This window comes from Sporosarcina sp. P12(2017), from assembly GCF_002743035.1.
Taxonomy (GTDB): domain Bacteria; phylum Bacillota; class Bacilli; order Bacillales_A; family Planococcaceae; genus Sporosarcina; species Sporosarcina ureae.
Window position 1 is genome coordinate 61,083 of sequence record NZ_PDYL01000017.1, and the last position, 24,594, is coordinate 85,676.

Below are 24,594 nucleotides of genomic sequence, written 5' to 3' on the forward strand. Positions count from 1 at the left end.
ATATAATCAAGCTAGATAATTAAAGTAACTAGGCAAGTCTTGGATGCATAAAAATTATGGTTGGAGGCCGAAGTTTGATACAGCTCATAAGTTTCTTCATCTTTTGGTACCTAGTCGGTGGCATATTGCCTGCGCTATATATAGGAAAAAGGTTAGGACTAGATTTGCGTGTAGAAGGCAGTGGTAATCCGGGAGCGCGTAATGCGGGAAGAGTGCTTGGGAAGTCGATGTTCTTTGTTGTGTTGCTTCTTGATGCGATCAAAGGGGCATTGCCGATCATTGTCTCGCGCGTCTTTGGATTCAGTCCGGCTATCGTCTTGTTGATGCTTTTTGCGGTCATGCTTGGTCATTGTTTTCCTCTGTTTCATCGCTTTCGTGGAGGGAAAGGAGCGGCTTCTTTACTCGGTGGCATGATAGTCTTTCAGCCGCTAGTCTTGCTGTTAATCCTTATTTTTTCGGGTCTGTTGTACTCGTGGATTCGTAAGAAAACGAAAGCCGCTGTGCTTGGGCTGTCAGCAATTGTTCCAGCTGTATTTATAGGCTACGGTGAATGGGCGGGGATCGTGGCTGTCTGCTTGTTTGTGCTAGTCGTCTATACACATCGTAGTTATTTCATTAACCAGCAAGGGAGGCAATCAATATGACATATTATTATCGACTTGCAATACTTCCGCAAGATGCGGAGCGAATTCATCAGCTGAATTATCGGGCGTTTGTGGAAGAGATTCCGCAGCATGAATCCAATGAACAGCGTTTGTTGGTTGATCCGTTTCATGAGGAGAATACATATATCGTTTGTTTGAAAGAAAATGAAATAGTCGGGATGTTGGCATTGCGTTCAGCTCGTCCGTTTTCATTGGATAAAAAGATCGGTCCGATTGAGGAGTGGCTTGAACAAAAGCCACAACATCCTGTAGAAATTAGATTGCTTGTAGTGGAGCGAGCGCATCGTCGTGGTCGTGCGTTTTTTGGTTTAATGCAGGGGCTAGTGAATTGGTGCAAGCATGCAGGATATGATGCAGCGGTGATTTCGGGTACGGTGCGTGAGCTGAAGCTTTATGATCATATGGGCTTTGAGCCATTTGCCGATCCGGTCGGTACGGAGGAAGCGAAATATGTGCCAATGATATCGTCGTTCGCCACGTATGAAAAAAGTGCAGCGAAACGTCTTGTTGCGCCGATCGTGAACTTTCTGCCTGGCCCACCGAAAATTGCGGAAAATGTAAAAGCGGCTTTTGCAAGTGAAGCGTTTTCCCATCGTTCGGCTCAATATGCACGATTATTCGCGACTGTGCAACGTCAATTGCTCGAATTGACCGGTGCGAACTATGTCCAGTTGTTACAAGGAACAGGGACGCTTGCGAATGATGCGGTGGCGGCTCAGTTATCTAGAATAGGGGGACGTGGACTCATTATAGTCAATGGAGAATTTGGTCAACGGTTGTGCGATCATGCGAAGCGTTTTGGTGTAGCTTTTGATTGCTTGGAGCAAGCGTGGGGCGAAGTGTTATCGATCGATCAATTGGCAGAGCAATTGGATTCTCAAGAATATAGTTGGCTGTGGATGGTTCATTGTGAAACGTCGACTGGTGTCTTACATGATTTAGAAAAGATTACAGCACTTTGTCGCGCACGTGCTGTCCGAATTGCAGTGGACTGTGCGAGTTCAGTCGGAACGGTGCCTGTGAATTTCCATGACGTCGATTTCGCTTCTTCTGTTAGCGGTAAAGGACTGGCTTCGTACGCCGGAGTTGCACTAGTATTCCATCAAGATGCGATAGAGCCCGATGAAACGATTCCGCGCTATTTGGATCTCGGTCAATATGAGAAATGTGACGGCATTCCGTATACACAGTCGTCTAATGTAGTAGTTGCGTTGCATCAGTCGCTTGAAAATATATTGTTGGATCCGCAACAACGTTTTCAGCGTATTCGCTATTGCGCAGATCGCTTGCGTGAAGGCGTCGAAGAGTTGGGTGTGGAGGTGTTGTCGCCGAAAGAATCAGCAAATCCTGGTATTCTGACGTTCGTACTACCGGAAGGGAAAAGTTCTAAGCGACTCGGTGATGATTTACTTCTTAATGGGTACCGCGCGCATTATCAAAGTATTTACTTGCAAGCGCGTAATTGGTTGCAGTTGGCGGCAATGAATGAACCGTCAGATGAAGAAGTCGAGAGGTTTTTGCGATTATTGCGTTGTTTGCTAGGAGTTGGGGAACGCGAATCATCATTAAATATGAACATTGACTAAAGCAGACAAAAGTGGTTCATCGTAGCTCACGCTGATCCTTTCAGAGCGTCTGCTACGATGAACTAAGTGAGGGCTTCTAAACGTATTTTATAAACCCATATGATTATACAAAATAACACTTCTTTTTATTTCGCTAGTATTTTCGACACTTTATTGAGAAGTAATGAAATATGGAAAAATACTAAAGAGGAAAAAATACCCAGTGTGAAAATATTGGATAGCAGTAAACCTGAAACGTCTCCATCAATCAGTAATGAAATGAGTAACAGTATCCCTACAATTAATAATCCACCTGCTATATAGATCAGGAAGTGCATGATATATTTTTGAACTTCATTCTGAAACGTAATCTTGTCGAAATATATATCTACATAATGCGAATACGGTATCCCACCAATTAAATATATGGGAATTGAATAAATGAAATATAGTACGAATAATGCGTCATAAGGGAAATACCCAACGTTAGCTTGCTGTTTTGCTGAGGGGGTGTATTCGTAAAAAGCTAAAGTTAAAGAAAATATGATTGCGGAAAGTATAGCGATAATAAGTTTTCTTAGAAGTTTCATTTACTTCACCTCTATTCATACCACATCTATAAAATTAGTGTAATGATATTGATATTAAAAGGGATGCGAGGGTGGCTGGAACCCGTTGATCTGCCCTGCAGTCGGACACGTTCTGGTGGGTGGGCGTGAACCACACCCCTCGCTGATCCTCCAAGGGTCGCCGGCTACCGCTCCGATCAACTAGCTAGACTACAGAGAAGCTCTGCGACAATCGCACCCAATAACGGGATAGTGGTTGCAACCCGTTGATCTACGTTGCAGCCGGACGCGTTCCGGAGGGTGGGCGGTGAACCACACTCCTCGCTTCGCTCGCTAGGTGTTTCACCTGTCCCGCTGATCCTCCCGCCGGCTTCCACTCCGATCAACTAGCTGACTACAGGGAAGCTTTGCGACAATCGTAGCAATAGGTAAGCCTTTGAGATGATCTCCAGCTTTTCCCCTGCTCCGCACCGAACGTGCCTGTTTCCAAGCATTCGGCGCTCCATCTATCGAATGTATACTAGATTATAAGTTCTTCGTTACTTTTTGACGTGAAATTAAACTACCTTTTCAAGCCTACATTCCATTCGGTATTGATTTAATTTATTTATCATTGAATCAGTTAACTCGAACTTCTGTATCTCTGACGAGATAATATCTGTATTTTTACGATGTATCAGACGATGTATGTCTTTATGGAGGATTCGTAGATTGTTGAATTTATCCGTTCCTCCAACATGTGTTGGTGTATAATGATGGCAATGAACTTCATTAGCAGTTAAATTCCATCCTGTGATTTCGCATTTCCCCATTTTCATACTAAATCGGCTTATGCGATTATCCATGTATTCAACTGTCCTATTAGGAAGTTTTGCCTTTAACAATCTGCTGATTTCAAAGCTGACATTCGGCTTTAGCTTATCGTAAATTCTTTTTCTGCCTTCTTCCGTGTAAAGGGATAGCTTCGGACTAAAGTTCATAGCATGTACTGTTTTAACATCGCCAATAGGAAATAGGTAAACCCCATCTATTTTGAACGTTTTAACTCGTGTACTATAGAACTTTTTGTAAGTAGTACTAGGATTAATCGGATGTCCGTATTTACCTACAGGACGAAGGCGATTATACAAAAAGGCTTTTAATTCATAGGCAAGATGTGAGAATTCTAGATTGACGTGTGTAGCTCGGTTGAAATAGTTGTGAATGCCTAAAACAAAACTGTTAAAGCGTAGCGCATTTTGAGTAGTAGGGGAATCTTTTATCCGCTGGATATGAACTTTTGCTTGTTCCTTGAGCTTTTCCCGTTTCCTACGTTGAATGCCCGTATGGGCAACTCTCTTCTTTCTTTTTGCATTCGCTTTAATAGTAAAACCTAAGAATTCAGATTCTCTTTTTCGTAAATTTACGATTTGAGATTTTTCAGATGAAATATCTAACTGTAAACGTTCTTTGAGATATAATCTGACCGCGTGATACCATTTTTGAGCCGTTTTTCCATCTCGACAAAGAATTTTAAAATCATCCGCATAGCGAACAAGATATCCTTCTTTAAGGTTTGTACGTTTCTTGGCAAGTCTTTCTCCCCCTCTTGATTTAAAGTTTTTCGTGAGAGGGAAGAACTCCCATTGCCCTGCGACCCATTGGTCTAGGTCGTTTAGTACAACGTTGGAAAGTAACGTCGATAGAATACCACCTTGAGGAACTCCTTTAGATGGTACTCCTTCTTTATCAATTTCAGCCTTTAGCATTCTAGATATACAAGCTAGAACCTTTCTATCTTGAATACCTAAGTTCCATAATTGTTTGATAAGAAGCGTGTGGTTCACATTATCGAAAAATCCTTTTATATCAACATCAACTACATAATGTAATTGCGCTTGATTAATTAAGAATTGGACTCTCGCCATCGCATGATGAGTAGACCTTAACGGTCTAAAGCCATAACTGTGTTTGTAGAATTGCGCTTCCGCAATTGGCTCGAGAACCTGTTTAAAGCTCTGCTGAATAATGCGGTCAAGAATACATGGAATTCCAAGCGGTCTAAATTTACCGTTTTCCTTTTCAATCCATTTTCTTCTGACCTTCTTAGGTTGGTAGTTTTTTAGTTTTGTTTGAACGACATTTACTAGTTCATTTTCCGTAAGCTCTTTAATATCATCGATGGTTTTTCCATCTGTACCTGGTGTTTTGGAACCTTTGTTAGATTTGATTGTGCGGAAAGCCAAGAGTATGTTTTCTCTTGATACGATGATGTCGTAGAGATGACTGAACGTATCCTTATTACTGGCTTTTTCATACAAATCCGTGAAAGTTTCCGTCATATTGTAGTAATCCCAATATCTCAAAGTTGACACTGTGGCATCCCTCCTAATGAGTGATGTTCCCACATTCCTACCCGATCGGTGTCATTCACGTGAAGAAAATAATCGTTCTGACTCGTTAGACTTGGGGCTGTTCCTCCATTCCCATTACAGGAATTTCACAGGTCGTACCCCTACCTTCACAAGAGTAAATGCATTTCGGCGCTAGCCTTATAGCAAACGCTTCGGATGACAGTCCTCATTTCAACGTCCCTTGCTTCCCAAGTCCCTTACAACGTAACTATCCATTCTAGACGTAGGTGTTTCCTGTAAGCCTGCGAGCTTGATACCGCCATTGTTCGGTATAGCATATTTCAGAGGGCGCAATTTTACTTTACACCACTCGCCCCATCGTAAGATGGGCCATAGCTTTACACTATGTTCAATCTTTAGACCCGTACATTCGGAAATTTGTCAGTCCCATTTGAGTGGAACATTCTCACCATATCTAGTTTTTCAGCCATCCGGCATATCAGTTAACATACCTTCTCCATAGGAGTGGCTCTAGCCTTCCTTCTGCCGACTTTACCTGAGCTTCGTACCACCTAAACTGTCATTCAAGAAGCACGCAGGAGTCTCAATGGGATAGTTTCCGAAAACATGGTTTCATCATTCCTATCCTCCGTTGTAAGGTTGAAATTCAGTAAATATATTCCCTGTGTTTTCACGCCAAAGGCGTTTATCACAGAACTTGTCGCGCGCCCCCGATAGTTGAAGATTATCTTCTTATTACCAATAGCGTTTTCTCGAATATTGAGATATTGTTGTTGTCGATGTTATTAAGGTTGATAGTTTGGTCAAAATCATAATTTCTTTCTTCTTCCTCTTGTCCAACCCAACAAGTATATAACTCGCAGTAATCTCCTTCATCAAGGTATCCATTTAAAAGATCACATAATGCAAGGAAACTCTCTTTTGCTTCTTTGTAACTCTTTTTTAAGTAAGGGTCTTGGTTGTCAGAATCAAATGACATACCTACATATCGATTAGTATAAACCTCATATATCTTCTTAGTTGTGAAGTGTTTCTTGACTAATTCGTCACCTGAAAAGTTATCACCAATTAAAACTTTTTCATTACTGCTTTCATCGCTAAAAGGTAAAGCAAAATTACAACCAAGATAATTAACTATACTCATTAGCTTCCATACCCCTTTATGTTTTACTTTATTTCAGTGTTATTTTTGTTCAATTAACCTGCTAGTTAGTTCAATAGATTTTATTCTGAAAAATGGCCCGTTTGGTGCGCAGCGGCTGTTCAGTTAACGCACCCGTTAGTTCAAAAAGAAATGCTTCCGAGTAGAACACCTTTTGTCTTCATCCCCGAAAACAGAATTCCTTTTACTTCTTAAGCATTAACTATTCGTTATCAACCTCCTTTAGATGAGTTGCTACCACTGAACAATTCGTTCCAACTAATACGACTAATCCTGCATTTTCAAAAGAAATGAAGGTTGATTCCTCTGTCATAGTACCGACAACTTTGTTGTTAGAGCTTGACCAAAACTTAGGGACACCTTCTTCAATATGAAAATTACTCTCTGAAGTTGATAATAAACATAATGATTGTACTAAAGCTAGATAGTTAATCAATGGACAGAATTTCAAAAATTCCTCTTCGTTTGCTATTTTGATTAAAATGTAAAATTCTTCTGGATGATTATTTATTATTTCAAAACTAAAGTTTAGCTTTTCGATTTCTTTTTTTAAAAATTCAAAGTGGTTCTCGTTTTCCAATGTTACAAAATTCAATGGATAAGCATTGGAATCTTTAAATACCTTACAAAGAACTTCCTCACAAAATTGTTTACAATCCTCAATACCTATATTGATAGGATATTTAATATCTCCCCTTAGGTCGCAAGGAAAGAATTTCAAAAAGTCTTCAGGTGATTCAAGCACAATCTAAATGCCTCCTTTTAATAAAGCTGTCTCACTTATTGAACTAAATGGCCCAATTGCAGAAATAACACAGATCGCTTTTACAGCAATCGCACCCGTTTGCTTCTGATCATTATTTAGGAAATATACTCTGCTCAAGATTATGTTAAAAGTTTTTTCTTTTCAGCCAACTTTCTTTTTTCAGTTTCATATTGATAGAATCTATCCATTCACCTTCAAATTCTAGATCATTTTTATCAATATTTTCTATTTCAAAGCCAACCTTTTCATAAACATACTTGGCCCTTGGATTAAAATCAAAAACACTTAAAGTAAGTTGGTTAAGTGTAGTGTTAGTAAATATATAATCAATTATAAGTTGGGTTGTTTCAGTTCCTAATCCACGATTTCTTCCCCTTGGTCCAATAAGTATCCTGAAATTCATGCTATGATTTTTTTCATCGTATAAATTGACCACTACTTCTCCCACTAGTAAGCCCTGGGATTGGTCAACAATACCAAGATCCAAGCGATCGGTTTGTTCATTTCTTGTATTGTACCATTGGAGAATTGATTCTCTATTAAAATCCGAACTGCTTCCTGTCAGTTTTAATACTTCGGGATCCTTTAAGCAATTCTTCTATAAAAGGAAAGTCTTCATCCTTAAAAGGTCTGAGAACAACTTTTTTCCCTTCTATTATTGGTTTATGACCTAGATATACCGTTTCTTTTCACACTCCATTAACTCAATTTAACATTTACCTGCATTAATTGGGACATAACGTAATACTAAACTGTGATCCCCAACAATTTGGCCCTATTCCGGAATATACTAAGCACTAAAATTAAACCTAAAAAGTTTACACGACACACTGAGTAAGTTCATACTTCTGACGGAGATAATGACGGAAGTGCATCCCACAAGATCAAACCACTCCTGTGCATTCAACCACCAAAAGCCTCTTTGTTTATCTTTTAATAGAGTGGATGTACAAAAAATGTTTTTTATTACTATTCATTAAAGTAATTCAATCTTTTCTTTAATCCGTTGTGGTACTCCACAAAATGATAAACAAAAAGTTTTTTTTAGATGACGAGATTAAGGATTGAATTACGGACAGAGGAGGATGTCTCCTTCATGTATAGTAATAATCTCTATGTTATGATAGCAGGATAAATTAAAACATGTCGGTGGAAGGTAAAAAAGTCTCCAAACCGCAAATTAACTATATAAAAAGGGGAGGAATCATAAAGTGATTATTCATCCAATCAAAGCCTTTTCTGATAATTATATATGGTGCATTCAAGAAGAAACAGAGGCAGTTGTGGTTGATCCAGGAGAAGCGAAAGTTGTCCTTGATTACCTTGAAGAAAAGCAGCTTCGTTTGGTGGCCATTCTTTTAACTCATATGCATGAAGATCATACTGGCGGGGTACGGGAGATTCTAGCGAGTCATCCGGAAAGTCATGTTTATGGACCGAAAGAAACGAAAGACTTGGTGAATAGTGTTGTAAAAGAAGGGGACACCTTTAACTTGTTGAGCCAAACTTTCCAAGTTTACCAATCAGGAGGTCATACGCATGGCCATATCAGTTTTTTAATGGGAAATAATCTCTATTGCGGAGATGCCTTGTTTTCAGCAGGATGCGGTCGAGTTTTTACTGGCGATTACGAAGCTCAATATGAAACTTTGCAGAAATTTAAGCGCTTAGATAATGATATACATGTTTATCCCGGTCACGAGTATACCGAAACTAATTTACGTTTTGCATCCGAAATGCATCCGGATAATAAAAAAATCTCCAAATCATTGGAAGAAGTCCAGGAAATGCGTGCTAAAGGACAGCCAACGCTCCCGACAACAATCGGCAGGGAGAAGGAAATCAACCTCTTTCTGCAAGTGGAAACAGTGGAGGACTTTATCGAACTGCGTAATGCCCGTGATGACTTCTAGAACAATTGGCTTTATTCAATCGCATAAAGTGTACTGATATAGTATCTATGATAAGATAAGGTCAATAAAATGATGGAGGATGATAGTAATGAACCAAGTACTCGTTGAAATTTGTCTACGTGTTAGAGATATTGATGCTACTTTAGATTTCTATACTGGGCTTTTTGATTTTGAAGTAGCCAGTCGCAGAGAATTCCCTGAGAATAAATTTGATTTAATCTATTTAAATTCACCAGGGTCATCCGTACAAATAGAGCTTACTTATAATTATGATGCAGAACCATATGTTATAGGAAATGGTTTCAGTCATTTAGGCGTAACAGTAAATGATTTAGAAGAAATGCATAAAATCTGTAAAGCATCTTCTTATGAAACAGGTGAATTGAAGGGACTTTCAGGTGAAACACCTTCTTACTTCTTTGTGACTGACCCTGACGGCTATAGAATCGAAGTAAAGCGTAAGCACTAAAACATTCTAAATACAAAAATGATTGTAAAAAGCCTACCCCCTCAACCCTCTACTTACAAAATAGAGAAACGAGGTGTAGGCTTTTATTTTGGTTCTATAATAATAAATATTAGGGGTCTTTGTATTTATGAGTTCTGAGACTTTTACCTGAATGTCGGGAGTAAGACTTACATTTTTCAGATGAAGATTATGGATCACTCTTCTACATTCTTTTGATTCAAGATTCAATCTCAAAAGCCGTTCTTCGTTGCGGCCCTCGCTGATTCAACCAATCGCCGGCTGTAGCGAAGATCAACATTTCGATTAACTACTTTACCAAATGTTCTTTATTACGCGAATCATCATTCTTGGGATAAACATCAAGACGTTCCAAGCCACTTCAAATAAGATTGAATCCCGCAGCTCAATTAGGAAATCTTTAAAAGAGCCGTTTCGTTTTTTTCTATTATTTTTCATCTTCTAAACCTCAATAACTCATTTATTTGAATTTCAATCCACTTTTTGTTGCAATAAATATATGGTTCGCCATAAAACTCCTACTTTACTACATCTATTTATCCGCAGGCAAAGTCTCAATCTTTTTTAACTACTACTCAATGTCCCTTTAGTTGAATTAGAAAAAGAGCTGTCTTAGCAGCATAATTATCTTCAAGTAAAGCCACCCATTTGTTTAGAGAATTAAAAATTTCCATTCTTAGCTTTGCTAGTTATAAATCGCTTTATATCACAAAAACCTATTATTCCACAGACGATTACACCGAGCCCTAAAATGCTTGTTAGAATCCAATTTTCTCCCCAACCAATGATTACACTGTATAAGCAACCTAACGCAATAACTAAAGCTGCATATTTTGCTCGCCATTTTTCTAGTTTTGAGGAACTTTCATTATTCAAAATAACCCACCTCCAATTTTGCTGGATGGTAAAGTAGTAATAACACTTTTCAACTACTGCACCCATTTGTAGAATATCATTTTGAAGGTGTATATTCCTTCTAAGTTACTTATTACTACAGCTAACATTACCAGAGTAAGAACAGCGATGTTTATCGTCTTATTATGAAAATGTGATAACCAACATTATTAAATGCATAACAATATGTGCAAACATATGTGCAAGCATTGCAAGCTCTAGATTGTGCTTCCAATAAATCCAACCAAAGAATAAGCCACCTATACTATTCAGGAGAATCATTCGGAACCAAATAAATGCGGTCATTTCTGTCATATTTGCGGTTGCGCTATAGTGACCTAATGCAAATAGTAATGCGCTAATGAATATGGCAAGGATAAAGACCCAATTCGTAGGTTTTTCCGATTTCCGATTAAATAATTGCCAAAAAATAAAGACCAACAAACTCATCACACCGAAACGCATTATTAGTTCCTCAACAATCCCACCGTACAGTAAAGCCGATATAAAGTGTAATGCGGAATACGGTTGTAATGTTTCGATTAAGCTATCTGGTAAGTATGATTGAAAAAAATAATCGAATCCAATCACAACGGCAGCTGCAATCGAACCTAGTATCATAGCTAGTTTAATACCATTTATCCAATCTGATTTTGACTTTACTCTAGCGTTAGGGTGAATAACCACAGATTTCAAACCAACTTTATGAGCTGTGAAAAATCCAATTACAAGCACTACTATTATTATGATGAAATTGGGAGTTACGGCGAGTAAGGCTAAGATTCCAGGTGGTCCCGAAATCCCCATCATTTCACTCAATTGCTCTAATTCGGTGGGATTTGTCAATAATATCGATAGTCCAATAAGATAAAGGAAAAACATTGCAATGATACTAATAAAAAGATAAATTAATAATCCTTTAACACTTTTTTGCTTTGTCATATACAACCCCCTTGATTTAAGTTTGAAAATCCTTAAATTAAGATTCTTTATAATTGGCATCCTCTTTTCTAGGAAACCATTCCATCTACCAAACTGTATCTCCACGAAAACAGCATGTTACCCATACCGATTCACTTTTTCAGCCCGTGGCCAAATGAAGTAGGAGAGTGAGATCACCATATCAAGGCCAACAATGAGCGCCCATAATTTCAGCGTTTGGGATAGTGTTTCTGTTTTATTGGCATCTCCAATTAGGTAAATCATGACAAACAAGAACCCGCCACCGATGATAAATGCTAGTACATGTTGCAACGCACCTTTCACGGAATGGCGCGCATGGGCATATCCTGTTTTCTTCGCAGGTTTTGTGCCTTGCTTCTTGATGTAGTAAAGAAAGCGTTCGTCCGCCCAGCGAATCATACTTTTTCCGAATGCGATGGATACACCGAGATAAATCGCCGCAACGGCATGAACTTGTGTAGCAACAGCGCCATTATAAAGATCGGAAGCCGTGACGACTAGCAATAGTAAATCGATGACTGGTGTTAACGCTAGAAAAAATAAACCGAGTCGTTTTTTGTTATATACATATCGAGCAATGAGGCCAGCAAGAATAACGACCCAAAAACCTATTTCACAAGCAATAATCGTCCAAGCAATGAAATCCATTCAATCACCTCTTTTAGTAGGGTGGTATTGGTTATGCGTATCATAGCATAAAGATTCCGAATTGTTTGTGGATCTCGTATCTTTTACTAGTTGGACACTATCTTCTAGCGTATTTCATTACACTAGCTGAAAGTATAAAGAAAATGATAGTGATTAGTAGTAGATACATGACACTGACTATAGGAGAGACTTGCCAACCATTTACTTTGAAAGCTACTCCCATGTTCAACTGGAAGCTTTCTTTTATTTCGACGGGGGCTTGAGCGAATGCTTCAGTCATTGGAGCGTCCATGAGAATTTGGCGAAGCAAAGCGGCGATATGGGAAATCGGGAAAATTTGTATCATACTTTGTAAATAGGCAGGTAAAGTGCCGATTGGAATGTAGATGCCGGTAAGGAAACCGATCAATGTACCAATTAATGTACTAGCAGCGGCAAATGCATTAGAGGTTTTAAAGAATATGACGAGTAGAGAAATCATTGAACCAGCAGTCAAAACCGCTAAAAATAGTACGCCTACCGATTGAATGAATTGTGTGAATGAAAGTAAAGGCTCGCCAGTGGCGAAAAGCATTGCGTTTGCTACCAGAAGAGTCATGATGCACATGAGAAATCCTATGGAGAGTGAACTGATTATATAGCCACCTAGTAGTTGGGATGGTTTGGTGGGCGTAACACGGAAATCTTTATAGGCATTGGTTGCTTGGTCGTTTACCATGACACTGAATGCTCCTAATGTAGTCGTCACGCTCGTAACCGTGACTACACCCGCGATAATCCAAGACAACAGGAGCCAATGCTTCGCTGGAAAGTCCGGCACTCCATCCGCGATCAAATCGCCAAGAAAGAATACATAGAGTGCAATCAAGATGAAGACAGCTAGCAATGAGAAAAACACTGCAGACTTATCTCGAAAATAGAGCAGTAAATTTCTTTTAGCAAAAGTCAGCATAATCTACACATCCTTTCGATCATGAATACGAATAAAGACATCATCCAAGCTAGATTTTCGTACTTCAAAAGACGAAATAAACGATTGGTATTTAGTGAGTATAGGAATGGCTGCTATCGTACTCGGTAAGTCGATTGTGTATCTACCCGTTTCTTCTTGAAACTCCACATCATCATGTTGAAAAAGTGTGCGCAATGCAGTGTGATCGGTCGTCGTAATAAATAAGCGGTCTGCAGAGTATTGCTGTTTTAACTCTACTGGAGTTCCTTTGGCGATGATCCGGCCTTCTTTTATGACGATAACGAAATCCGAATTGGCGGCCTCTTCTATATAATGTGTCGTCAGAAAAACGGTCATGCCATGCTCTTTTTGTAAGTGTCCGATCATTTTCCAGATTTGCTGACGACTTTGTGGATCGAGTCCTGTTGTCGGTTCATCGAGCAGCAAAATCTTCGGTTGATGGAGAAGGGCACGAGCGATATCGACTCTTCGCTTCTGGCCGCCAGATAATTTGCCGTATCGTCGTTTCAAGATGGAATGAATATCTACAATTTCAGCGCAGCGCTGTATGGCCGCTAGTCGCTCCTGCTTTGCCATTCCATATAATTGTGCGCGTATTTCCAAGTTCTCTTGCACAGATAACAGCGGGTCTAGCAAGCTTTCTTGGAATACGACTCCGATCTCTTTCCGAATTACTTTATCCTCTTTACCAACCGTAAATCCGTTGACCGTGACGGAGCCACTGTCTGGTTGGAGTGCGGTTAAAATAATAGATATCACTGTGGATTTACCGGCGCCGTTCGTTCCAAGAAATGAAAATAGACTTCCTTTCGTTACATAAAAACTCATATCGTCAACAGCATTCACATGACCGAACGATTTACTCACATTCTCCACTTCAATGATCGTTTGCATCTTGATTCCTCCTCTGCAAGATCGTGTGATTTATTTTTAACTCGTCTGCTTTATTGTGTAAATAAATCAGTACAATAACAGATCCATACGCAATAAGCCCCACCAGTACAGCCGTCACTACGTTATACAGCCCGAAAGGATATAAGTCGAAAAATGCACCGGCTACGATCATAACAGCCATGACGCAGCTAGCTTCAAGCACATACACCCATATCGGATTCTCTATTGGTAATTGATGTGAAAGAAAAATAAGAATCGTAATGATGATTGAAATGACTAGCATGGAAAGGGTCATGTTTTCTGTCAGTGGAGGGTAGATTCCAAGAAACCGGAAAAGAGAATAGACGATTGTGCTGAATGTAAATGCGAAGCAAGCCCCGCTTATATAGAGTAAAAGATTTTTCAACTGCTTCACCTCATCCTAGGAAATGCTTTCGAAATATTTTTGCGTAATGACGATTCACGATTACCATTTCACCGTTCTCTAAGATTGCTTCAAATCGCCCATTCAATAACGCACGAACACTTTCAATTTTGGATGTATTCACCATCATATGTTTGCTGATCCGTAGAAATCGCGTATCTTTCAATTGATTTTCAAATTCATAAAGCCGCAGTTCGCTTTCATAGACGTTATCCTGTGTGTATAAAAAGGATGCATTGTCCACTGTCTCGATATATAGAACATCACTGGATTGTATAGAATACACAGCGTCATCTTTTGTAACTGTAAAGCTATACATCATCTGATTGATCTGACGTATGAGACGGGATAAGCGCTCATCGACTTCAGGACATCTGATGGTGATTTCAATCTCTTGAAATTCATTGGATTCTTCAATTTTCAGCCGTATGGTAATCACCTCTATTCGTTGTTCATGGCTGAATCGTATCATGGGGATGGAAATCGAACAATGGCTTTTGTAGTGACCTGCATGTAGAGGGGGCTTAGTTGCATAAACAGCTATTGCTGTTCCATTAAGTTGCCTGTCATAGTAGTAAGAGATGTAAGGCGTTATGAATGAACTGCACTGAGTACAAGTTTTCCTAGCGTGAAAGTCTTAGAATTGTGTAGTCTGCTAGTCACTGTCTTAACGTGAAGTAAAGATAACGACATGCAATTTATTAATCGACTGTTGAAAGATAGTTAGTTTCGGTATAATCAAGAGAGAAGAAGCGTGTCAGTTCGCAAAGGAGTGAAGCACGATGCAAAGTTATATCGTTATGCAAGGACGTACATACGATGAAGAGAAAGAGTTGGGTGTGCTTTGGTCATTGCAGCAAGACAGTATAGGCAATGTTCATCATTTTTGGGAACGGATGAAAGAAGTATGCGAAGGAGATCGCATTTTTCATTATGTAAAAGGGGATATTGTCGCCATCAGTGTGGCGAAGTCGAGTTACCGCGAGGAGAGAAAGCCGTCTGCGATTCCTTTGCCAGACAGTGAAGACGCCAAAGGCTACTTAGTGGATGTGGAGTATCACGAACTCGATAAACCGTTGACGATTGCGGATTTTTTCGATGAACTTCTACCGCTATTGCCAATTAAATACTCGGCATTTCAAGAGAATGGCAATGGCAATCAAGGCTATCTTTTCCCGTGCAATGAAGAACTTACTATCAAATTGGTTGAGTTGATCGCGGATTTAAATATTTACGAAATCGATGAAGAACAATTGGAGTTCGTCATGGGTACCGTTCAGAAAACGGAGCATGATTTCCTCATTCCGGTACTTGCTGAAACCGAATCGGAAACGAAAACAAAAGTGCGAATGGGCCATCAGCGTTTCCGCAACGAGCTCATGCAACTATGGAATGATCAGTGCGCGCTATGCGACATTGAGTTACCGGAATTATTGCAAGCTAGCTACGCTAAACCGTGGAAAGACTGTACGAACAACGAACGTGTCGATCCGAACAACGGCATCCTTCTCTGTCGCAATCATGATGCGCTCTATCATAACGGCTTCATTGCGTTTGACGGAACAGGAAAGATACATATTTCATCTGGAATTCCTGAAGAGGATTACGAGAAGTATGGATTGCACAGCAAGATGAGAGTGAATCGAACGGAGAAGAACAAGCCGTATTTGAAATGGCATAAGAAGCATATGTTTAAAGAGTAAACCTACCGTCACGCTAAACATTCAGTCCGTGATCGGCTATAAGTGCTCCAGTTTCGTTCAATTCGCCATACTTCATCTGCAGCCCTTGCAAAACTTGGTGAGTTTACCCTCTTTTTGTAGTATGATGCATAGAGAGAGTGAATTCGATAACATATTGTGCGGAGGTACGACATGAACTATGGTGATCCGTTAAGAGATAAAAACATAGAACGAGATACGACGATTTATAATAGTGAAGGTTTTGACAGACGAGGCTTTAATAAGTTTGGTTATGACCGTCATGGGTTTAATGAACAAGGATTTAATGCCAGTGGTTTTGATAAGTATGGCTTTGATGCACAGGGTTTTGACAAAAATGGCTATAATAATCAAGGGTATGACAAAGAAGGATTTAGGGCCACCGGCTATAATAAAGCGGGCTTTGATCGAACGGGTTATGATCGTTATGGTTATGACGCAGACGGGTATAATAAAAGCGGTTATAACGTCCAAGGCTATGACAAAGAAGGCTATAAAGCGGATGGTTTCAATCGACAGGGCTTTCACAAGAATGGCTATAACAGAGACGGTTATGATGTCCATGGTTTCAACCGTGCGGGTTTCAATAAGCAAGGTTATGACAAGTACGGTTTCAATAAATACGGTGTGAGTGCCCAAGGTTATGGAACGGATGGATTTAATAACCTAGGCTACGATAAGAATGGTTTTAATCGCCAAGGCTATAATAAATTCGGCTATGACGAAAGAGGATTCAATCGTGATCGCAAGCATATGAACGGCACGATGTATGATGGAAAAGGCTTTGATTTTCAAGGCGTTCATCTAAATAACAGTCCGTTCGATGATCACGGCTTTGATCAAGCAGGCTTTGATGCCCAGGGTTTCAATAAAAGAGGATACAATCGTGAAGGCTTTACACGCGATGGTGCACATATTAGCGAGAAGACGTATGATGAAGAAGGTTATGATCAGCACGGGTACAATCGAGATGGCTTTGACCGAGCAGGATACGATGCATCAGGCTTAAATTCGCTTGGCTATGATTCGGAAGGCTATGATGCACAAGGTTTTAATAAACATGGCTTGGATCGTGAAGGCTATAATCGCGATGGTTTTAATAAAGCAGGGGTCGATCGAGAAGGTTTCGGAAAGAATGGCCGAAATCGCCAAGGTTATGATAAAAAAGGTTTTAATTTGCAAGGCTATGATAAGAACGGTTTTAATAAAGAAGGCTACAACCGATTCGGCTATGATCGATATGGTTTTAATCGGGATGGTAAACATGCGAATGGTACGAAGTATGATACAAAAGGGTTCGACTGCAATGGCTTTACTCCTCAAGGTATCCATCGAAATGGAACGAACCAAGATGATGAAGGGTATGATAAGTCGGGCTATGATGAAGACCGCTATGACCGAAAAGGCTTTAATAAGTTAGGGTACGATAGAAATGGTTATGATAAATACGGTTATGATAAAGCAGGATTTAGAGCGGATTCGAAGTAAAGCAATCCGATATTAAATGAGGAACATCTGGAAGGTTAAAGGACCCTTTAACTTTCTAGGTGTTTTTTTATTGGGAATTATTCTAGCTTCAGAAAAGTACATAATAAAACAGCTCACACTTCATTTTGAAAGTGTGGGCTGTTCTGTGTTTCTTCATTATAGCGTACATACATACTCTTCCAACCACTGATCGGCTTCCTCTTTTGAAGAGACATCTCCATTAAGCTGGCTCACTTCTAAGTGTAGCAAGATTTTAGAGAAATTTGGCCCAGGCTTGAGTCCCGCTTTGACTAAATCGCCGCCATTCAAATAGTTTTGTAGTTTGTTGCGATGATATAAATACTCAATAAAGGATTCCTGATGTGGCACTTGATCAGCCACTAGGATAAACAAAATAGCTTCATCGGAGTAGTCGTGTAAAAATAGATGATAGTCGCCAATTTGTGTGAATTCATTCCACTGTTCTTGTCGTTGCAACGCCATGATTTCTTCCAATAACTTTTTTCTGTTTTTTCGCAACGTAAATTTCTCTACGGCATACAAGCTATCATTACAATAGAAGGGTAGTAAAAAGTAATTGAACCAGCTAGGTTTTTCAGCGACTTGTAAATTCGTAATCTTACGCACCTGTTCGTTGTAAATCTGTTCTAGATGTTCAGCTGTAGCGACCGATGCATCCAACTGTTTTTCATGTACACCGAACTGTTGCCAAACATTCAGTTCAAATAGACGTCGGATGACTTCTTGTGGACTGCCTTCCGTAAACAAACGAATCATTTCTTCGTTCATGCGTTGGGGAGATAAATGGATCACTTTATCGATAGACTCAAGCGCCAATTTCTCTGTCTGTTCATCCATCGAAAATCCGAAACGTTGTTCAAAGCGTACCGCTCTGAAGATCCGAGTAGGGTCTTCGACAAAACTAATATTATGAAGGATTTTGATTTTCTTCTCGCGTAGATCATTCTGTCCACCAAACGGATCAATTAATTCGCCAAACACTTCGGCATTCAGACGGATGGCCATGGCGTTGATCGTGAAATCACGTCGCTGCAAATCATCACCGAGAACGGATGTCTCGATCTCGGGTAAGGCGGCAGGCTGTTCGTAATATTCGAGTCGAGACGACACGAGATCGATCGACAAACCGGATGGCGTATTCCATGTCGCTGTGCCAAAGCTTTCATGTTCCAGGACGTCGCCACCGTGTGTTTCCATTAACCTGTTCGCTAATTCGATTCCATTACCTTCCGCCACAATATCAATATCGAAATTCGGCTTGTCCAATAAAATATCCCGGACAATCCCACCGATTAAATAAACAGGCATGTCGATGCGACTCGCTGTTACTCCAATATCTTTCAACAGCTGGAGAGCTTCTTCGGACAGGTGCTTTTTCATTCTTTTAATCAGTTCATTGGAAGGTGGAGTATTTGCTACCTTTTTATCCGCCGTCATATCACTGTACAGTACTTGGATAATATTCGATCGAGTCACAATGCCCACGATTTCGCCATCTTCGATAACAGGTAAACGACCAATATTGTGTTTAATGACGAGTTCCTGAATTTCTTCGAGTGAAGCTTCCGGTCCAATCGTGTACATTTTCGTCGTCATATACGCTTTTACAGGCGCATGACCGAGTCCGTGGTGATTCGCTTTATCGAGATCGCGTCTAGTAATAAGACCGACTAGTCTTTCGTTTTCTACAACTGGGTAGGCTGAATGTCCGTAGCGATACATACGATGGCCTGCTTCTTCAATTGTAGTATCTGGAGTAAGTGTTTTAACGGGAGAAGTCATCAACTCTTTTGCGGTAATCGCTGGGCGCAGCATCGTTTCCAAACTGCTGTGGATGTCTTCAAGAATCGCTTCTTTATCTCCTTTTTTCACCGTGGCGGAACCGGCGTGTTTGTGGCCGCCACCACCGAGCTTTTTCAGAATGGGTTGCAATGTGATACGCTCTGAGCTTGCACGACCCACGATGAACACGGAATTCTTCATTTTCACGACGGTTATCACCGCATCCGTTCCTTTAACCCCTAAGACCTTTGTTGTAATCAAGGCAAGACCGTTCACGAAATGATCCAATTCATGGGTACTAACCGCAATTTCCAGACCATCGACTTCATGAATTTCCGTATGGGTAAGCAACTGATCCAATAAATCTTGCTGTTCGGATGTTAACGTCTCCTCCGCGAAACTACCAACCATTTCTAGGCTCATTCCCTGTTCAAGTAAATAGGCAGCTGCCTTCATATCCCGCACGGTCGTATTTGCATATGTAAAATTCCCTGTGTCTGTATACAGACCAAGTCCAAATAATGATGCTTCAAAACTGGAGATAGCTATATTCTGTTTACGTATTTCCTCAATAAGTAGCGTGACTGCAGCGCCAGTTAATTCCACGAGACCTTCATCATACTGCACGTCATTTTCATCTTTTTGGTGATGGTCGTAGACGATGATTTTCCGCTTGGATGCATCGAAATCATCAGGAAGTTTGCCTATTCTAGATAAAGAAGCAACGTCGACGATAATCATTTCCGTGACTTGTTCCCAGTCCACCTGAGCGCTCGGAACAAAGTCGAAGACGTCTCGATAAATATTTAAAAAACGTTGTACGCGGCTTTCCAGCTTATCTGAAATAATTAGTTGTGCGTCTGGATACAGTTTTTTGGCTGCAATCATCGAAGCAAGTGCGTCAAAGTCGGTATTGACGTGAGATGTAATAATTTGCACTAGTAGTACCTCCTGTGTGAAGTTACTCATTATAATTAATAAAAAAGTAACCACCTTCTACCCTGACCAAGTGGAAGGTGGTTACTCATTACGTTCGATTGTTTTCATAGCACCAGTTTATCATCCCCGACCAGAATGTTCAATTAAGACTAGTAAATGGTACCTGTCTTATCCCATATACACACTATCGCACGTACCCGCTTGTGGTTCATAGAAACAGTGATTTTTATATTGCCCTGTAAACGGCTGATTATACCAAGTAGGGGGGCAGGGTGCATATGGATTGAAGTACCATAGAGCATAGTGAGCGGGATGTTGTCGCCAGTTAGTGAGAGTTCTTTCAGCTAATCTTTTTTCGGATTCTCGCGCTCGTTGATAGAACAAGTTTCCTTTTTGTACCGCTTCAAATGAATAATTATTGCCTTGTATTTGGAAAATCACATCATATATGGACCGTACATCATTAAAGTCCAGGCAATCGGCTATTGCACGATTCACGATGACATTTCCGACATATAACATTCCTTGATTTCCTTCGGCTTCGGCTTCGGCTCTCATCATTCTAGCCATTAATGAGACATCTGAATCTCGGTATTTTACTCTCGCCATATTTTTCACCTCATTGTAGTGTATGAGAACAAGGGGCAGAGATGTTACGTTTTGAAAAATAATTACACTCGACCTAATCATAGCATTTTTTTCTCTAATAATAGGGTATAGTTTAATAGTTTGAAAAATACAGACATAGGACGTACACTGTGTATAGAACAGTACATTTCCTAAATGAAGTATTATTCTTACAACTTACTGGAGAGCTGAATAATCTTTTTTCTACTAGCGTTGCGAACAAATACATAATGATCTCTTCATTGCATACACATATACCATTCTAATGGTTGCAAATATATTCCAGTATGCATCGCTAGTCTAGTGTTGACTTATTTACATTAAAAAGGAGGACAAGCCAATGGCTGATAATAATTCGAACAACCCGAAGAATACAAATGAAGTTTCCGATCCGGGACGCCGCAGTTTCGTCAAAAACACAGGAATTGCTGTCGGAGGTGTAGCTGGAGGTGCGTTACTCGGCGGTCTCTTTAGCAATCGTTCTAAAAATGATACTAACTCGAATACCGCTGCGGATAAAGGAAGCGGTAAAGAGAAACGTTATGAGGAAGCGCGTATGTACTTCACGCGTATTGCCGATTTCGCTATTTTGGAGCAGGCAGTGGAGCGAATCTTCCCTGAGGATGATAACGGACCTGGAGCGATTGAATTAGGGGTTCCTTATTATATCGATAAACAGTTGGCAGGTCCTTATGGGTCCAATGTTGGCGATTACAGACAAGGTCCTTTTATAGGTTCTAAAGCAGCGGCTTCAGACTCTAGTCTTGATCGCGGGCAGATTTTCATTAATGGGTTACGTACCATGGATGCCGAGAGTCAAAAACGATTTGATACGAATTTCGTTAAAGCGACGGAAGATCAGCAATCAGAAATCATGACGGACTTTGCAGATGACAAAGTGGAAGTCAAAGGCATTAGTTCGAAAGGATTCTTTAATTTATTGCGTTCTACTACACTTGAAGGCGCGTATTGTGATCCGTTATATGGAGGCAATCGAGATATGAAAGGCTGGAAAATGAAAGAATATCCAGGTGCTATCGCATCGTATGCCCATATGATAGAAGAAGATCAGTTCGTGAAAATGGATCAAGTGAGCCTGACAGATTATCAACCTAAATAAATTATAGGAAAGGGGAGAACAGAATGGTAAAAACATTGGATAAAGTTGATGCAGTCATCGTAGGTTCAGGCTGGGCAGGCGGAATTGCGGCAGCTGAATTAACGAAAAAAGGATATAAAGTAGTCGGATTAGAAAGAGGGAAAGCGCAGAAGCGAGAAGATTTCGTCGGTGCAAAAGACGAACTTCGCTACGATGTGCGGAAACTCATGTTCCAAGAATTGAACAAAGAAACGTTGACGATCCGTAATACGCTCGATGAAACGGCGACTCCTAACCGAAGTAACGATACAAATGCGATTAATGGTACGGCTACGGGCGGTTCAGGTGTTCACTGGAACGGCATGGTATATCGCTGGCTTCCAACGGATTTCGAAATGCATACGAAGACGGTAGAAAAGTATGGAGAAAAAATCATTCCAAAAGATATGCAACTCCAAGACTGGGGTATTACATACGATGAACTAGAGAAGTATTATGATCAGTTTGAAAAAACTGCCGGTATTTCTGGTGAGCCGGATCCATTGCGACCGGGACAGCGTTCGGATGACTACCCGACACCGCCAATGAAAGAAACGGATATCATTCGTACCTTTACGAAAGCGGCAAAAGAACTAGGCTATCATCCGTACCGTATAGCTTCTGCTAACATATCCGAGACGTATACTAATCCGGACGGAGAGACGATCAACGGATGTGTGTACTGTGCGTTTTGTGAAGCGTTTGGCTGTGACTTCGGGGCAAAAGCGGATCCAATTGCTACGGTTTTAGCTACAGCACATAAAAGCGGTAATTATGAGTTACGCAATAATTCGTATGCGGTTCGGATTGTACATGAAAACGGAAAAGCGGTTGGTATTAAATATGTAGATACAGAAACAGGAGAAGAGTTCATTCAACCGGCAGATATTGTCGTTGTGGCCGGCTTTACCTTCACGAATACTCGTCTCATGCTGTTATCCGAAATCAGCAAGCCATACAATCCGAAAGACGGAACAGGCGTGATTGGAAGCCACTTGACTGCTCACCAACGGAACTTGACGCATACGCGTGTACGTGGATTCTTTGATGAGAAGAAATTCAACCGCTATGCAGGTACCGGCGCACTTGGCGTGACGATGGATGATTTCAACGTGGAGCAACTCGATCATACGAAACTCGATTTCTTGCATGGTTTCTGTTTGCGTACGTCTCAAAGAGGAGACCGACCGATTACGAATAACCATGTTCCTGCAGGTGTTCCATCTTGGGGGAAAGAGTTCAAGGACAAGTCCATTTTCTATGCGAACCGTCGGATAGACGTTCAGCAACAAAACGGTGCCCTCGCTTGGCGCGAAAACTATATGGACTTGGATCCGACGTATACGGATATATTCGGCGATCCATTACTGCGTGTCACGAGCAAGTTCCATGATCAAGACCGCAACATTGTCAGATATGCCCACCAAAGAGGAAAAGAGTTACTGGAGCAAATGGGTGCAGATCATATAAATATTCCTGAAATTACAGAGGAAACGGAATTTGATAAGACGTCATTATCTGACCATACAGGTGGCGGTGTAGTGATGGGAGACAATCCTGAGACATCTGCTGTAAATAACTATTCACAAGTATGGGATATGGATAATTTATTCGTAGTGGGGGCTTCTTCATTCCCACTTATGGGTAGTTCCAATCCTACAGCAACAGTTGGCGCTCTAGCGTATCGTGCTGCAGAAGGCATGATTACTTTCTTAGAGAGCGGTGGCGGCCAGTTGGTTAAAAAAGAGGAAACAGCAAAAGCATAATTTCACAGGAGGAGAGAGGGATCACAACCTCTCTCCTTTCTTTCATACATAGTAAAGCGAGGAAAGATGCCTATGACTATACGATCCGTCCTCATACTTTTGGCAGCCGCTCTTTTTCTGAGTGCTTGCAACAATACAATCGAAACGAATATGTCAGAGAAGGTACCAGATTTCAACTACACTACACAAGACGAGGATACACTGGGCTTGGATGATTTGACAGGCGATTGGTGGATTGCCTATTTCTCTTATACGCACTGTACGACCGTTTGCCCGAGGACGACGGCTAATATGGTCGGTATTCAGGAAGAACTAAAAAATGACGGTTTAACACCTCGTATTATTTCATTCAGCATTGATCCGGAAAATGATACACCAGAAGTTTTACGAGAATATGCAAAGGACTATGGTGTTGACCTAGAGACGATGACGTTTTTAACGGGTTATAGCTTTGAAGAAATTCAAGATCTATCGATTCATACGTTTAAAGCTTTTCTGGAAAAGGGAGCACTTGACCAGCGATCGCATAGTTTTTTCTTTTATTTAATTAATCCTGACGGAGAGATCGTCAAGCAGTATAACGGTATGAGCGATACGGACAATAATTTGCTGGTGGCGGATGTGAAGAAGGTGTTAGGGAAGTAGAGTTTTTGTTCATGCAATTAAATAGGAGGTTGGGACAGAACAGAAAAAACGTAAGGGGAATGAGTCCTTTACGCTTTTTTTCTGTTCTTATCAGTAAATGTTTTTTTAGAGTATCAGAGTGTACCGGAACGGAGAAAGGCCGACTCCTGAGGGATCAGCGTGCGTCTTGAGACCCTGGACAGGTGCCTTA

25 protein-coding genes are annotated in these 24,594 nt (G+C 40.6%); 9 read left to right on the forward strand and 16 right to left on the reverse strand.

Features of this window, described 5'->3' with window-relative positions; all coding sequences use genetic code 11:
• Nucleotides 1-74 precede the first annotated feature (74 nt).
• Both CSV80_RS13680 and CSV80_RS13685 read left to right on the forward strand, forming a co-directional pair.
• Nucleotides 75-644 (forward strand): glycerol-3-phosphate acyltransferase, encoded by a 570-nt coding sequence (locus tag CSV80_RS13680; protein WP_158231907.1) that lies wholly within the window; start codon nt 75-77, stop codon nt 642-644.
• The gene (locus CSV80_RS13685; protein ID WP_099671189.1) at nt 641-2,251 is read left to right on the forward strand and encodes an aminotransferase class V-fold PLP-dependent enzyme; all 1,611 of its coding nucleotides are present in this window, start codon (nt 641-643) and stop codon (nt 2,249-2,251) included. Before CSV80_RS13680 ends, CSV80_RS13685 begins: the two co-directional genes overlap by 4 nt.
• 125 nt (nt 2,252-2,376) lie before the next feature.
• On the opposite strand, the gene CSV80_RS13690 is transcribed toward CSV80_RS13685, so the two are convergent.
• The 6 genes from CSV80_RS13690 to CSV80_RS13710 all read right to left on the reverse strand — a co-directional run bounded on the left by CSV80_RS13690 (nt 2,377) and on the right by CSV80_RS13710 (nt 7,646).
• Nucleotides 2,377-2,820: a hypothetical protein gene (locus tag CSV80_RS13690; protein WP_099671190.1), complete on the reverse strand. Its 444-nt coding sequence runs from the start codon at nt 2,818-2,820 to the stop codon at nt 2,377-2,379.
• Between the two features lie 536 nt (nt 2,821-3,356).
• A complete protein-coding gene (gene ltrA, locus CSV80_RS13695; RefSeq protein ID WP_099671191.1) occupies nt 3,357-5,153 on the reverse strand; it encodes a group II intron reverse transcriptase/maturase in 1,797 nt (598 codons plus the stop codon).
• 724 nt (nt 5,154-5,877) lie between these two features.
• A complete protein-coding gene (locus CSV80_RS13700; RefSeq protein ID WP_099671192.1) occupies nt 5,878-6,297 on the reverse strand; it encodes a hypothetical protein in 420 nt (139 codons plus the stop codon).
• 220 nt (nt 6,298-6,517) lie between these two features.
• Nucleotides 6,518-7,060, reverse strand: a complete 543-nt coding sequence (locus CSV80_RS13705; protein ID WP_099671193.1) for a hypothetical protein — start codon at nt 7,058-7,060, stop codon at nt 6,518-6,520.
• Nucleotides 7,061-7,063: 3 nt separating this feature from the next.
• Complete coding sequence (locus tag CSV80_RS18070) at nt 7,064-7,198, reverse strand: hypothetical protein (protein WP_255407662.1); 135 nt, start codon at nt 7,196-7,198, stop codon at nt 7,064-7,066.
• Nucleotides 7,199-7,205: 7 nt separating this feature from the next.
• Nucleotides 7,206-7,646 (reverse strand): GNAT family N-acetyltransferase, encoded by a 441-nt coding sequence (locus CSV80_RS13710; RefSeq protein ID WP_369802833.1) that lies wholly within the window; start codon nt 7,644-7,646, stop codon nt 7,206-7,208.
• A gap of 646 nt (nt 7,647-8,292) precedes the next feature.
• Between CSV80_RS13710 and gloB the strand changes: the two genes are divergently transcribed.
• Together gloB and gloA are read left to right on the forward strand one after the other, a co-directional pair.
• Complete coding sequence (gene gloB / locus CSV80_RS13720) at nt 8,293-8,994, forward strand: hydroxyacylglutathione hydrolase (RefSeq protein WP_099671194.1); 702 nt, start codon at nt 8,293-8,295, stop codon at nt 8,992-8,994.
• A gap of 88 nt (nt 8,995-9,082) precedes the next feature.
• A complete protein-coding gene (gene gloA / locus CSV80_RS13725) occupies nt 9,083-9,463 on the forward strand; it encodes a lactoylglutathione lyase (protein ID WP_099671195.1) in 381 nt (126 codons plus the stop codon).
• 312 nt (nt 9,464-9,775) lie between these two features.
• On the opposite strand, the gene CSV80_RS17560 is transcribed toward gloA, so the two are convergent.
• The 8 genes from CSV80_RS17560 to CSV80_RS13765 form a co-directional block, all read right to left on the reverse strand.
• Nucleotides 9,776-9,919, reverse strand: coding sequence for a hypothetical protein (locus tag CSV80_RS17560; protein WP_158231908.1), 144 nt, complete (start codon nt 9,917-9,919; stop codon nt 9,776-9,778).
• A gap of 222 nt (nt 9,920-10,141) precedes the next feature.
• Nucleotides 10,142-10,357, reverse strand: a complete 216-nt coding sequence (locus CSV80_RS13735) for a hypothetical protein (RefSeq protein WP_199083975.1) — start codon at nt 10,355-10,357, stop codon at nt 10,142-10,144.
• A gap of 162 nt (nt 10,358-10,519) precedes the next feature.
• Complete coding sequence (locus CSV80_RS13740) at nt 10,520-11,317, reverse strand: CPBP family intramembrane glutamic endopeptidase (protein WP_158231909.1); 798 nt, start codon at nt 11,315-11,317, stop codon at nt 10,520-10,522.
• Between the two features lie 117 nt (nt 11,318-11,434).
• Nucleotides 11,435-11,986, reverse strand: coding sequence for a hypothetical protein (locus tag CSV80_RS13745; protein WP_099671199.1), 552 nt, complete (start codon nt 11,984-11,986; stop codon nt 11,435-11,437).
• 97 nt (nt 11,987-12,083) lie between these two features.
• Complete coding sequence (locus tag CSV80_RS13750; RefSeq protein ID WP_099671200.1) at nt 12,084-12,938, reverse strand: ABC transporter permease; 855 nt, start codon at nt 12,936-12,938, stop codon at nt 12,084-12,086.
• 3 nt (nt 12,939-12,941) lie between these two features.
• Entirely contained in the window at nt 12,942-13,853 is a 912-nt protein-coding gene (locus CSV80_RS13755) for an ABC transporter ATP-binding protein (protein ID WP_099671201.1), read from the reverse strand.
• Entirely contained in the window at nt 13,837-14,259 is a 423-nt protein-coding gene (locus CSV80_RS13760; RefSeq protein ID WP_158231910.1) for a DUF3021 family protein, read from the reverse strand. Before CSV80_RS13760 ends, CSV80_RS13755 begins: the two co-directional genes overlap by 17 nt.
• Before the next feature lie 10 nt (nt 14,260-14,269).
• Complete coding sequence (locus CSV80_RS13765) at nt 14,270-14,749, reverse strand: LytTR family DNA-binding domain-containing protein (protein ID WP_099671203.1); 480 nt, start codon at nt 14,747-14,749, stop codon at nt 14,270-14,272.
• Nucleotides 14,750-15,059: 310 nt separating this feature from the next.
• Here CSV80_RS13765 and CSV80_RS13770 point away from each other — a divergent pair, with 310 nt between their 5' ends.
• Entirely contained in the window at nt 15,060-15,980 is a 921-nt protein-coding gene (locus CSV80_RS13770) for an HNH endonuclease (RefSeq protein ID WP_099671204.1), read from the forward strand.
• 171 nt (nt 15,981-16,151) lie between these two features.
• Complete coding sequence (locus CSV80_RS17685) at nt 16,152-17,486, forward strand: hypothetical protein (protein WP_199083976.1); 1,335 nt, start codon at nt 16,152-16,154, stop codon at nt 17,484-17,486.
• A 156-nt stretch (nt 17,487-17,642) separates the two neighbouring features.
• Here the strand turns inward: CSV80_RS17685 and CSV80_RS13780 are convergent, their stop codons facing one another.
• Together CSV80_RS13780 and CSV80_RS13785 are read right to left on the reverse strand one after the other, a co-directional pair.
• Nucleotides 17,643-20,228, reverse strand: coding sequence for a CBS domain-containing protein (locus CSV80_RS13780; RefSeq protein ID WP_158231911.1), 2,586 nt, complete (start codon nt 20,226-20,228; stop codon nt 17,643-17,645).
• A gap of 168 nt (nt 20,229-20,396) precedes the next feature.
• On the reverse strand, nt 20,397-20,837 hold the full coding sequence (locus tag CSV80_RS13785) for a cell wall hydrolase (RefSeq protein ID WP_099671206.1): 441 nt from the start codon (nt 20,835-20,837) through the stop codon (nt 20,397-20,399).
• A 358-nt stretch (nt 20,838-21,195) separates the two neighbouring features.
• Between CSV80_RS13785 and CSV80_RS13790 the strand changes: the two genes are divergently transcribed.
• The 3 genes from CSV80_RS13790 to CSV80_RS13800 all read left to right on the forward strand — a co-directional run bounded on the left by CSV80_RS13790 (nt 21,196) and on the right by CSV80_RS13800 (nt 24,404).
• Nucleotides 21,196-21,975 carry a gluconate 2-dehydrogenase subunit 3 family protein gene (locus CSV80_RS13790; RefSeq protein ID WP_099671207.1) on the forward strand — a complete coding sequence of 260 codons (780 nt, stop codon included), beginning with the start codon at nt 21,196-21,198 and terminating at the stop codon, nt 21,973-21,975.
• Between the two features lie 23 nt (nt 21,976-21,998).
• Nucleotides 21,999-23,759, forward strand: coding sequence for a GMC family oxidoreductase (locus CSV80_RS13795; RefSeq protein WP_099671208.1), 1,761 nt, complete (start codon nt 21,999-22,001; stop codon nt 23,757-23,759).
• Between the two features lie 72 nt (nt 23,760-23,831).
• Entirely contained in the window at nt 23,832-24,404 is a 573-nt protein-coding gene (locus CSV80_RS13800) for an SCO family protein (protein WP_099671209.1), read from the forward strand.
• The last annotated feature ends 190 nt before the right edge of the window (nt 24,405-24,594 follow it).